8 protein-coding genes and 1 pseudogene are annotated in these 12126 nt (G+C 74.5%); 6 read left to right on the forward strand and 3 right to left on the reverse strand.

Annotated elements, in window-relative coordinates; translation table 11 throughout:
- Positions 1-302: 302 nt before the first annotated feature.
- Positions 303-1646, reverse strand: coding sequence for a helix-turn-helix domain-containing protein (locus tag ACIBJF_RS07480; RefSeq protein ID WP_399173029.1), 1344 nt, complete (start codon positions 1644-1646; stop codon positions 303-305).
- 364 nt (positions 1647-2010) lie between these two features.
- Between ACIBJF_RS07480 and ACIBJF_RS07485 the strand changes: the two genes are divergently transcribed.
- Positions 2011-3255, forward strand: a complete 1245-nt coding sequence (locus tag ACIBJF_RS07485) for an amidohydrolase (protein ID WP_399172760.1) — start codon at positions 2011-2013, stop codon at positions 3253-3255.
- Between the two features lie 16 nt (positions 3256-3271).
- Here the strand turns inward: ACIBJF_RS07485 and ACIBJF_RS07490 are convergent, their stop codons facing one another.
- Positions 3272-5008 carry a hypothetical protein gene (locus tag ACIBJF_RS07490; RefSeq protein WP_399172762.1) on the reverse strand — a complete coding sequence of 579 codons (1737 nt, stop codon included), beginning with the start codon at positions 5006-5008 and terminating at the stop codon, positions 3272-3274.
- 117 nt (positions 5009-5125) lie between these two features.
- A complete protein-coding gene (locus ACIBJF_RS07495; protein ID WP_399172763.1) occupies positions 5126-6298 on the reverse strand; it encodes a PP2C family protein-serine/threonine phosphatase in 1173 nt (390 codons plus the stop codon).
- A 154-nt stretch (positions 6299-6452) separates the two neighbouring features.
- On the opposite strand from ACIBJF_RS07495, the gene ACIBJF_RS07500 reads away from it, so the two are divergent.
- The 5 genes and pseudogenes from ACIBJF_RS07500 to ACIBJF_RS07520 form a co-directional block, all read left to right on the forward strand.
- A complete protein-coding gene (locus ACIBJF_RS07500; protein ID WP_399172764.1) occupies positions 6453-6935 on the forward strand; it encodes a hypothetical protein in 483 nt (160 codons plus the stop codon).
- 252 nt (positions 6936-7187) lie between these two features.
- Positions 7188-8171 (forward strand): hypothetical protein, encoded by a 984-nt coding sequence (locus tag ACIBJF_RS07505; RefSeq protein WP_399172766.1) that lies wholly within the window; start codon positions 7188-7190, stop codon positions 8169-8171.
- 238 nt (positions 8172-8409) lie between these two features.
- On the forward strand, positions 8410-9366 hold the full coding sequence (locus ACIBJF_RS07510) for an endonuclease/exonuclease/phosphatase family protein (protein WP_399172767.1): 957 nt from the start codon (positions 8410-8412) through the stop codon (positions 9364-9366).
- A 71-nt stretch (positions 9367-9437) separates the two neighbouring features.
- Positions 9438-11381 carry an FUSC family protein gene (locus ACIBJF_RS07515; protein WP_399172768.1) on the forward strand — a complete coding sequence of 648 codons (1944 nt, stop codon included), beginning with the start codon at positions 9438-9440 and terminating at the stop codon, positions 11379-11381.
- A gap of 73 nt (positions 11382-11454) precedes the next feature.
- Positions 11455-12126, forward strand: a pseudogene (locus ACIBJF_RS07520) (Toxic cation resistance protein); the annotation flags it as partial.

Here is a 12126-nt window from a genome sequence, read left to right on the forward strand (position 1 = left end):
CTGACGGCGATCCGGCTGTCCCTGCCCTGCTCCGCAGGAGTCCGATTCCTCCCCGGCCTGAAGGCCGGGGCATCCTCGGAGGAACCCGGTGAACCCGGGACGACTCCTCCGGGGGCTCCCCTGGGCACGGCCCCGGTTCGGCTCCTCCGGGAAGTCGCCTGGGCACGGTCCCGGGTCGGCTCCTGCGCGAGCCCGGGCGCGATTGCCGGGACGGCTCCTTTCGGGACTCCTCCTGGACACGGCACCGAGTCGGCTCCTGGCAGGTCCCGGTCCCCGGCTTCCTCAAGGCCTCTCGTCGTGTCTCACAGCGGTGGCTGGGCCGGTGCCGGGCCCAGGGTCGTGGTGCCCGGGGTCGTGCGGTGGCCGAGGCCGGTGCGGTAGGCGTCCAGGGCGGCGTCGATACGGCCCGTGCGGCGCAGCAGGTCGCCGAGGAGGCGGCATAGGTCGGCCAGGTCGCCGGCCGCACCCGCGCGTTCCAGCAGGCTGAGCGCCCGGACGTAGTGTTCCTCGGCGGCCTCCGTCTCCCGGGCGTCCTCGGCGATGATGCCGAGCAGGCGGTGGGCGGCGGCGGCGTGGACCGCGCCGCGCTCGGAGGAGAAGTCGCCGAGGACCCCCTCCAGGAGCACGGCGGCCTCCTCCGACTTGCCCCGGCGGTGCAGCACGTCGGCCAGCTCCACGGCGGCCTGGCTGCGGTAGAGCGCGGCCCGGGTCTCCGAGAGCATGGCGTACGCCTGGCGCAACTCGGCCTCGGCGCGCTCCAGTTCGCCGTTCTGCGCACAGACGTAACCGCGCATCCAGTGGCAGTTGGCCAGCTCGGTGCGCAGGCTCAGCCGGCGGTACAGCTCGGCCGCCTTGGCGAGCGAGGCGTCGGCCTCGGTGACCCGGCCCTCGGCGATCAGGGTGCGGGCCACCGAGCGGTGCATCCGGGCGATCAGCGCCGGGTCGCCGGCCTGCGGGGCGAGCGCGAGGGCGAATTCGGCGGCCTGGGCGGCACGGGCGTGCGCGCCCATGTCCATGTACGGGCCGATGATGCTGGCGTAGAGCAGGAGCAGGGCGTCGGGATCGTGCAGTCCGCCGCGGTTGAGCTCGTCGAGGGTGGATTCCAGGAGGTAGACGGCGTAACGGAGTTCACCGGCGAGGTAGTGCGCGACCGCGCGGCCCCGGACGGCCGGTACGCGCACCGGGAGGGATTCGTCCGCGAGGTGTGCCTCGGCGCGTTCGAAGAACTCCCGGGCCTTCTCCAACTCGCCGGTCTCCAGCGCGCATTCACCGAGGCCGAGCAGCGCGGTGGTCTGCTCGCAGCCCAGCCCGTGGGACTCCGCCTCGGCGAGTAGCGCCGCGTACTGGCCGGCGGCCTCCTCGGCCCTGCCGTCGGCGAGGACCCGCTGGGCCTCGGTGAGCCGCAGCCTGAGGTCGGTGGCGAGGTGGGCGGGTTGGCCGACGGCCAGCTCCTCGAAGGCCACGCCGAGCCGGCCGGCGATGTGCCGCAGCGCCTCGTCGGAGGGTCGCACCCGGCCCGCCTCCACGGTGGAGATGTAGGCGGGCGTGTAGGCGGCCTCCGCCAACTGCCGCTGAGTCAGCCCGCGCTGGGTGCGTAGGTGCTGTACGCGCCGTCCGATGACCGCAGGGTCGTCCCGTTCCCGCATATCGCTGACCCCCAACTCTCCTGGCATCACTTGCCGTTGGACCCGTAGAGCCTCTAGGTTAAACGGCGGATTAAGTCTGCTTAATACGTCGCTGTTGTGTTGCGAGGTCGCCGTGCCCGGACGTACATCCGCACCCTACGGAAACACCACCGCCCGCAGGGCCTTTGCCGCAGCGGTGATAGCCGCGGCGGCCCTGATCCTCGCGGCGAACGCGGGCCCGGCCCGTGCGGCGGACCCCGGGCCGAACGCCGACCGGACCCAGCAGTCGGCGCCCGCGCGGTGACGGTCAGCCGGTCTTGAACCCGGCAAAGGGCCGGCACGACCGGCCCTCCCGCCCGCCCCGCCGGAGGCCTACGCTGCGACCATGACCTCTGCCGCCGCCCGTACCGCCCTGGACCTGACCTGCGACCTCCCGGTGACGCGGTGGGAGGACTTCTACCGCGACCTGCACCGCCACCCGGAGCTGTCCCTGCGCGAGCACCGCACCGCCGGGACGCTGGCCGGGCGGCTGCGGGGCGCCGGGTTCGACACCGCCGAGGGCGTCGGCGGCACCGGGGTCGTGGGCCGGCTGGCCAACGGCGACGGGCCGACCGTGCTGCTGCGGGCCGACATGGACGCGCTGCCGGTCCAGGAGGCCACCGGGCTGCCGTACGCCTCGGAGGCGGACGGGGTGATGCACGCGTGCGGGCACGATCTGCACGTCACCTGGCTGACCGGCGCCGCCGAGGCCCTGGCCGCCGGGCGGGAGACCTGGCGGGGCACCCTGCTGGTGGTGGGCCAGCCGGCCGAGGAGACCGGGCAGGGCGCGGCCCGGATGGTCGCGGACGGGCTGTACGAGCGGTTCGGCCGGCCGGACGTGCTGCTCGGACAGCATGCCACTCCCGGCCTGGCGGGCCTGTACCCGCACGCGCCGGGACTGATCATGTCGGCGGCGACGGACGTGGACATCGTGGTGCACGGCCGGGGCGGCCACGGTTCGCGTCCGGAGGCGACCGTGGATCCGGTGGTGACCGCCGCCTACCTGGTCACCCGCCTGCAGACGGTCGTCTCCCGGGAGCTGGCCGCCGGCGAGTCCGCCGTGCTGACCGTGGGCCGGATCGAGGCCGGCACCCGGCACAACATCATCCCGTCCGAGGCCCGCATCTCGCTGAACCTGCGCAGCCAGTCCGAGGAGGTACGGCAGCGGATGCTGGCCGCGATCCGGCGCATCGCGCACGGCGAGTGCCTGGCCGCCGGCTGCCCGCGTGAGCCCGACATCGTCCTCGGCAACACCTTTCCCGTGACCGTGAACGACGCGCCCACCGACGCCACGGTGGCCGCCGTGCACGGCGAGGTCTTCGGCGCGGGCACGGTGTTCGACCCGGGTCCGGCGATGGGCAGCGAGGACTTCCCCGCGCTGGCGCTCGACGGCGCCATCCCGTACTCGTACTGGTTCGTGACCACCACCCCGGCCGAGGTGTGGGACAAGGCCCCCGGCGACACCCTCCCGGAGAAGTTCGCGGCCGTACCGAGCAACCACAGCCCGCACTTCGCCCCCGACCTGTCCGTGATCGCGCCCGGCGTCCGCACGCTGGTCTCCGGGGCCCTGGCACTGCTGTCGGTGGCCTGACGGGGCCCTCCGGGGGCTACCGGGCGGTCTGAAGCTGCCGCAGCTGGCGCCGGACGTTCTCCAGCGCGCCCCGCCGGCGGCCCGGCACCCGTAGCCGCAACTCCGCGAGTTCCGGCCCCAGTTCACGGGCCCGCGCCGCGTCCGTGATCCGGCCCCACTGGTGGTGCGCCCGGTCCACGGCCGCCTCCACGGCAGGCGCGTCCACGGCCTGCCCGGCGGCCAGCCGCACCCCGGCGACGGCGAGCCACGCCCGACAGCTGCGCTCCGCGTCCCCCGCGAACATCGCGAGATCCGCCCGGACTTCGGCCCAGTGCAGGGCTTCATCGGAGGCGGGACCATGAACCCGCACGGCAAGCCGCTCCTGCTGAGCGGCCAGTACCTCGGCCTCCCCATGCCGCCCACCCTGCACGGCGGCACTGATGGCGGCGTGGGGGTCTTGGCCGATGGGGCGGGGGGCTGCCTTGGCGGCATCGGCAGCCTGACCGACGGCACGGGGATCTCGACCGGCGGCATCGGCAGCCTGGCCGATGGCACGGGGATCCCGACCGGCGGCGTCGGGGGCCTGGCCGATGGGTCGGGGATCGCGACCGGCGGCGTGGGAGTCCTGGCCGACAGCGCCAGGCTCTCGACCGGCAGTGTAGGAGTCCTGCTCGGTGGTGCGCGGGGACTGCTTGACGGCGGCCGGAGCCTGCGTGATGGGGTACGGGGGCTGCTGGACGCCGGGCGGAAGCGGGAGCTGCGTGACGGCGGGCGGGGCCTGGTCGGTGCCGGGCGGGTTCGACCTGACGGCGGACGGCTGCTGCTCGGTGCCGGGCAAGGGCGGGGCCTGCCTGACAGCGGGCGGATCCTGCTCGGCGCCAGGCGGAAGCGGGACCGGCGTGACAGCCTGAAGGGTTAGGTCGGTGCCGGGCAGGAGCGGGCCCTGCTTGGCGGCGTAGGAGTCCCGCTTGATGCCGGGCGGGTTCGACCTGAAGGCGGACGGCTCCTGCTCGGTGCCGGGCGGAAGCGGGACCTGCGTGACAGCGGGCGGCGTCTGCTCGGTGCCGGGGGCCGTGGGGGGTCGGCCCTCCGGGCGACCGGGGTGGGTGGGCGGGTGGGTGAACGGGGGTCTGGGGGCGGAGCCCCCGGGGACGGCCAGCACCAGGTCACGCCCGGCACTCGACTCCGCGATCCGGGCCAACGCCTGCTCGTGCAACTGAACGAGCGGCGGCCGATGCCCACTGCGCAGCAACGTCGCCACCGCCTTCATGTACACCGGCTCCGCCGCCCCCCGCCGCGCACCCCCCGGCGCCACACGCCCGTAAACGGCGGCGTTCGCACCGCAGTCCAGCCCGCGCTCGGCGACGTACCGCCACGCCTCCGCGTCCGCGTGCACATCCACGACCAGCGCGGTATTCACAGCGGAGCGCAACCGCAGCTCCTCCCGTATCCAGTGCCACGGCAACCCGGTGTAACGAACCGTCGCCGCGGTGGTGCGCGCCAGCGCCAGATGCGGCAGCCGCTGCCGGCGGTCCAGCTGGAGCTGGCCGGCGATGTACAAGGTCAGCGGCCCGGGCGCGGCCGCCGCGGCGCGCAGCCGGGTCAGCACGGCCTGCGGCTCCAGCGGGTCGGCGAGTTCCACGACGTTCGCGGTGTCGGTGCCGGACAGCACGGCGGGCGCCACGGCGGCCAGCACCGGCAGCACACCGGCCGCGTCCACCAGCCGCCCCCGGCCCACCGGCGAGGCGGCGAGCAGCAGCACGGTTCCGGGCATCGGTCCTCCCCCTGTAGCCCTGTAGCCCCTGTCGGCCCTGCCGACCTGGTCGGCTCTCCACGCTCTCCAGCCAGCACCGTAACCGCTGCGGCTGCAAACGCGCGCCCCGGGAAAGCCTCAGGACCGCAAACGTCCCTCTTCGCCGTCTTCGCCGTCTTCGCCCGCCGCCTCCCGCGTCCGCCGCACGGCGAACACCGTGGTGTCGTCGTCCAGCCGGCCGCCGCAGTGCCGCAGGACGCCGTCGCGGACCAGCCGGACCAGCCGCGAGGGGTCGGCCAGGTCCGGCCGGTCGGCGACCGCGGGCGCCAGCCGGAGGGCCAGCGGATAGAAGGCGCCCCGCCGGTCGCGGGCCTCGGTCACCCCGTCGGTGACCAGCAGCAGGGTCTCGTCGGCGGCGAGCGGCACCCGGTGCACGGGCGGCAGAGCGCCCACGAGGTCGGCGAAGCCGAGCGGCAGCCCGTCGCCGCCGGGCAGTTCGCGGACTCCGCGCGGGCCGACGGCGAGCGGGGGCTCGTGGCCGAAGTTGACGACGTCGACGCTGTCCGTCGCGTCCTCGGGGAAGCCGATCAGCACGGCGGTGGCGAACCGGTCGCCGTCCGCGCGGCCGAGCGCGGTGGTGTGCCGGCGGTGCCGCAGCATCCGGATCTCCAGACGCTCGGCGACGGTCACGAGGTCCGCCTCGTGGTAGCCGGCCTCGCGGAACGTGCCGAGCAGCGCGGCGGCCGTCTCCACCGCGCCGAGCCCCTTGCCCTGCACATCGCCGACGAAGAGGCGGGTGCCGTGCGGGCCGGGCTGGATGTCGTAGAAGTCGCCGCCGACCCGGGCCTCGACGTCGGCCGCCAGATACACCCCGGCGTGCTCCAGTCCGGCCCAGCGCGTCGGCAGCGGGCGCAGCACGGTACGGCGGGTGGTCTCGGCGATGTCCTGGATGTGCAGGGTCTGCCGCTCCTTGCGCAGCCGCATGGCACAGGCGATCACGGCCAGCAGACCGCCGACGGCGACCAGCACGAAGTCGCCGAGCCCGGCCTGGTACTCGCCCGGCCAGGCGCTGTCGACGGCGAAGTACGTCACCACCGTCAGCACGGCGAAGGCGCCCGTCGTCCACACCCCGCAGATCGCGGCGGCCGTGCCGGGGACCAGCACGATCCAGGTGATGATCCGGAACCGCTCGCTGGTGTTGAGGTCCAGCAGCACGATGCCGACGAGCAGCAGCAGGGGCGGCACGCAACCGAGGTTCCGGCCACGGACGCGCAACGATCGGCGCCGCCGGCCGTACTCGATGTCCGTCACGGCGGGCAGCCCTCCATGTGTCTCGGCATTTCCAGCGAAACACGGGAGAGAACCCGCCGCATCCGGGCACCCGTCACCCTCCTGGCCGACTTGCCAGGCCGTGCCCCCAGGTGTGCTCTGGAAGGCGGGGGCGAGGAGAGAGAGGAGTGCTCTCATGACTCAAGCGGCACCCGTGCCCGGCGGCATGGCCCGCCCCGGCCGCAGGGAGATCGGAGAGCGGGTTCCCGGTGGGCGGCGCACCCGTCCGCCCGACGTCTTCGACGCGCGCACCCACCGCATCGCGCACTTCGCCGTCCCGGTCGCACTGGGCCTGGTCTACGGCTACTGGGTCGCGGCCGACGCCCGCCAGGGCGGCCCCATCACCGGCGGGAACCTGCTGCTCGGCTGGCTCAGCGCGCTGGTGTTCGCGGTGGTGTCCATCGCCCTGCTGAGGCTGGCCCCGAGGATGACGCGGGAACTGCACGCGCTGCTGTGGTCGGCGTTCGCCGGCATCGCGTTCGGCTTCCTGTACATCCAGACACCGCACTCGGCCTGGCGGGCCGTGATGATGTCGCTGCTCGTCGCGGGCTGCACCTTCGGCACGTTCTTCTACCGCTACTACACGCGCGAGGACGCGTTCGGGCACCGGGTCCGCTGACCCGCGCGGGCCGCGAAGGCCGCGAGGGTGTGGACGAGGGTCCCGGCGGGCCGGGACCCACGCCTCCCCGTGATTCCCCACTTCCCTCACCCGGCCTTGCACCGGTCTCCTCCCCCCAACACCAGGAAACACCCGTTCGGGTGAACCCTCCACCGGAGATCGGAGTCCCCAGTTCCGCCAAGGGGTGCGGGTCTTCGCCCGAATGCGCGCGCCCCGCTCGCGTCCGCGCCCGCGGGACCGTTCGCTGGAAACGTGCCCCCACGTATCCGGAGCGCCCTGTCGGCCCTGCTGCTCGTCCTGTCCTGCCTCCTCGTGCCGTTCGGCGCGCTGGCGGCCTGGGCGGCGTACGGGCTCGCCGACACGAGCCGGTACGTCACCACGATGGCACCGCTGGCCACCGACCCGTACGTGCGCGAGGCCGTCGCGGACACGGTCGGTGACGGCATCCTGCGCGCGGTGGACCAGCATCTCGACGTCCGCCCGGCTGGGGGTACCCCCTCTGGGGGAGGCTCCCTCCGCCCGTTCGTGCGCGACGCGGTGCGCTCCTTCACCCAGACCGAGGCCTTCCGGCTGGCCTGGGACACCGGCAACCGGGTCACCCACGACGCGGTTCTGCGCGCCCTGCGCGACGAGGAGGACGACGAGGCGGCCGGGCGGGCGGTCACCGTCGACTTCGCCGCCGTCACCGCCCAGGTCAAGCGTCAGCTGACCCGTGACCATGTGTCGATCGCCGCGCGCATCCCGGTGGAGCACACCGCGGTCTCGGTGCTCCCGGCAAGCGAACTGGCCTCATTCCGGAAGGGTTTCCACGTGCTCGAAGTAGCCGGTTTCTGGCTGCCGGTGGCGACCGTCGCGTTCGCCGCCACCGGGATCGCCCTCGCCGTCCACCGCCGCCGCGCCATCGCCGCGACCGCGCTGGGCACGGCCCTGGGCGGCGGTGTGCTGGCCCTGGCCGTGGCCGTCGGCCGCCGCCTCACCCTCGCCGGCCTGCCCGACGACGTCCCCCACCCCGCGGTCGGCGCGGTCTACGACGCCCTCACCGGCACCCTGCGCACGGTGGCCTGGCTCCTGCTGGGCCTCGGCCTCACGGTGGCGCTGACCGCATGGCTGACCCGCCGCCTCCGCCTGACCCGCCCCCCACGCCGCTCCGCCCCACCGGTGTCGCCCCCACCCCCACCCCCACCCCCACCCCCACCCACGTCCCCGCCCCAGACCCCGACCCGGGCCCAGGCCTGACGCCCCCGGCACACCCGCCGTCCCCAGCCTGTGGACAACCGCGCGGGTCCGGCGGGTCCGGGCCGACAGCGCCCTCCCGCCGTCGCTGTCGGCCTCGGCGGCCACCGCGCGGGCCGTGAGCAATGCCGGACACCGTCCGACTCGCCGCGCACGAAGCCGGGTCGCGGGAGCCGGACGGTGTCCTTCCACCTGTCGATTTCCCGGCGCGCGGCGGAACGCCCACCGTAGGCTCGGTGGCGTGAACCGCCGCCCCGCACGCAGGCTCGGTGCCTGGTGTGCCGGACTGCTGCTCGCCGGGGTCGGCGTGGTCGTCGGCTGCCGGTTCGCCGACACCGACGGTGTCACCCCGGTGCCCCAGTTGCTCGCCTTCCTGCCCTGGCTGCTGGTGCCGACGGGCTTCGCCCTGCTGTGCGCGCTGCTCGCCCGCTGGTGGCCGGGCCTGGTGTACGGGGCCGTCGTACTCGGCGTGCTCGCCTGGTACGTCCAGCCGTACGACGACCCCACCGGCACCGGCGGCCCGCCGCTCGCCACCCTGCGCGTGCTGACCGCCAACGTGGAGTTCGGGCGCGGCGCACCCGCCCTGGTCCCGCGGATCCGAAACCGGCGCCCGGACGTCGTGTTCGTCGAGGAGTGCGAGTTCACCTGCCAGGCCACGCTGGAGGCCGACTTCGCGACCGCCTACCCCTACCGGCAGGCGGTCCGCGCGGCCGGCTCCCACGGCTCGCTCATCCTCAGCCGCTACCCCTTGAAACCGACGGCCGGTGTCCCCGGCACCATGGGCATGCCCGGCGCGGTCGCCGACGTGCACGGCCGCGCCGTTCGCCTCCAACTCGCCCACCCCATGCCCCCGCTGCCGGGCCAGGTCGGCCTGTGGCGGCGCGAACTCGGCCGACTCCGCGACTTCGCCGCCGCCGACCCCCGTACGCCCACCATCCTGGCCGGCGACTTCAACGCCACCCAGGACCACGCGGCCTTCCGCCGCATCCTCGGCACCGGCCTGACCGACGCCGCCCCTCTCGCCGGCCACGACCACGCCGCCAGCTGGCCCGCACGCACCGCCTCCGTCATCGGCGCCCAGATCGACCACGTCCTGCTCTCCGCGGACTTCACCGCGACCGGCGCCGGCTTCCTCCGCGTGACCGGCAGCGACCACCGGGCCCTCGTCGTGGACGTCACCCTGCACCGGCGCGGGTGAGCCCGGCGGGACCAGGGCGCCGACCTGGGAGGACTCCGATCGGCGCGGAACGAACCGGCGATAATGGCCGCATGTCGCGCGAGTTCCCCATCGGCCTCACCCCTCCCGACTGGCTGGTCCGGAACCTCCGCCCCCAGCAGGCGCCCGTCAACAAGGCAGCCGTCGCCCGCGCCGCCATCGCCATGGCCCTCCCCCTGGCGATCGGGCTCGCCACCGGCTACCCGGCGTACGGCGCCCTCGCCTCCATGGGCGCCCTGTCCGGCGTCATCGGCGACACCGCCGACGCCTACCGCATGCGCATCCTCAACATCGCCGTCCCGCAGTTCTTCGGCGCGGTCGGTGTGACGCTGGGCACGCTGGTGTACGGCCACGGCTGGTACGCGGTGGCCGTGGTGACCGGGATCGCCCTGCTCTCCGGCATGATCTCGACGATCGGCGCGGTGGCCTCGGTCTCCGGCCTGCTCCTCCTGCTGAACTGCGTGGTGGGCGCGGGCATCCCGCTGCCCCGCCCCTGGTGGCTGGCCCCGGCCCTGATGACCGGCGGAGGCCTCCTGGTCCTCCTCCTCGCCCTCCTGGCCTGGCCGCTGCGCTCGGGCGTGCCCGAACGCGCGGCGGTGGCGACCGCCTACCGCACCGTCGCCACGCTCCTCACCGTCTCCGGCACGGACCACATCGAGGAATACGACGAGGCCCGCCGGGCGGTCACCCAATCCCTCAACCAGTCCTACGACCTGATCCTCGCCCGGCGCGCCCGCCATCACGGCCGCAGCCCCGAACTCACCCGTCTCCTCGCCCAGTTGAACGCCATCATCCCGGTGGTGGAGGCGGCCCCCGCCGCCCACCTGGCGGCCCGCCCCCTGCCGCCCGAGATCCCCGCGGCGGTCCACCACCTGGCCCAGGCGGTGGAAACGGGCTACACGGGCCCGACGGCCCTGCACCTCCCGGTACCGACGACGGAGACGGCCCGCGCGGTGGACCACGCCCTGCGCCACACGGCCGAGGTGGTGACGGCCCCCGACGTGGACCCCCGGGGCATCGACGATCGCCTGGGCCGCCCGGCGGCGCTGGGCATCCGAACGGCCAGAGCGGCCCGCAACGTCGTACTCTCCGCCAACTCCTGGCGCTACGGCCTGCGCCTGGCGGTCTGCATCGGCATCGCCCAGGCCCTGGTGTCGCTCATCCCCGTCCCCCGCTCCTACTGGGTCGCCCTGACCATCACCTTCGTCCTGAAGCCCGACTTCGGCTCGGTCTTCTCCCGCGCCCTGCTGCGCGCCCTCGGCACGGTGGCGGGCCTAGTGATCGCGGCGGTGGTCCTGGCGGAGGTCCCGCTGGGCTGGTGGGACGTCCTCGCGATGCTGCTCCTGGCCCCCCTGATCCCGGCCCTGACCCCCCGCGGCTACGGCTACCAGACGGCGGCCATCACCCCGGTGATCCTCCTCCTGTCGGACATCCTGAACCACCAGGGCACGGCGTTGCTGCTGCCCCGTCTGACGGACTCGCTCCTGGGCTGCGCGATCGCCCTGACGGCCGGCTACCTCCTCTGGCCGGAGAGCTGGCGCACCAGAGTCGGCGACCGCCTGGCCGACGCGGTGGCGGACACGGCGCGGTACGTGGAGACGGCGTTCGCCGCCGACCGGGACCCCGCCGAGCGGGCCCGCATGCGCCGCCGCCTCTACCGCGACCTCTCGGTGATCCGTACGGAGTTCCAGCGGGCCCTGACGGAACCACCGCCGACCGGCCGCCGCGCGGCCGCGTGGTGGCCGCTGGTCGTGGCGGTGGAACGTATCGTCGACGCCACGACGGCGGCGCGCGTCCGCGTGCGGCACGGGGCGGCGCGCCCGTCCGCGGCCGAGATCACCCAGGTGGTCCTGCAACTCCGGGAGCTTTCGGAGGGCGTACGGGACGCCGAGATCCTCACCCCGGTCCGCACCGACCTCACCGGTCCCGCGGGCAGCGTCCTGGAGCCGCTGCGCCAGGAGGTCGCGGCAGCCCGGTCGATCGCTTCCCCCCACTGAGTGCTTCGCTAACCTTACGTGTCCGTCCTGGCCAAGGATCGACGTGGATCAACTCACGCGAAGGGTTGCACACATGGGCATTCTCACTCTCCTGCGGAACGCATTCAGCCGCTCCCGCAAGGGACGAGCCACGGAGGCAGAGGGTGCGGACCGCCTGCCGGCGCAGCCGAAAACCCCCCAGCCCACAGCCCCCGCGGCCGACCCCACCGTCCCCGAACCCCGCCGCTCCTCCCACGAGGAACACGACCTGGTGGTAGCGGCCTTCAACAACATCAAGGTCCCCCGCCCCTCGGAGGCGGAACCCACGGTGAAGGCGGAGACCGAGCCCCCCGCCACCCCGACGCCCGACAAGCCGACCGAGCCCGAGGAGCCGATCACGGAGACGGCCGAGGCCGAGGTCACGCAGCCGGCAGAGGCCGAGGCACAGACCGAGCCGGAGGTCGCGGAGACCGCCGAGGCGGAGGCGACGGCCGAGGGCGACACCACGCCGCAGGCCGAGCCGCAGCCCGCCGAGGACCACACCGAGCCGGAGGCCGAGCAGGCGGCCGCGCCCGAGGAGCCGCAGGCCGAGAAGGCAGAGGTCGAGGAGCAGACCGAGCCGCAGGCCGAGCAGCCGGCACAGGCCGAGACACAGACCGAGCCGGAGGCCGCGGAGACCGCCGAGGCGGAGGCGACGGCCGAGGGCGACACCACGCCGCAGGCCGAGCCGCAGCCCGCCGAGGACCACACCGAGCCGGAGGCCGAA

The sequence above is a fragment of the Streptomyces sp. NPDC050743 genome (assembly GCF_044456925.1).
In the GTDB taxonomy this organism is placed as follows: Bacteria; Actinomycetota; Actinomycetes; order Streptomycetales; family Streptomycetaceae; genus Streptomyces.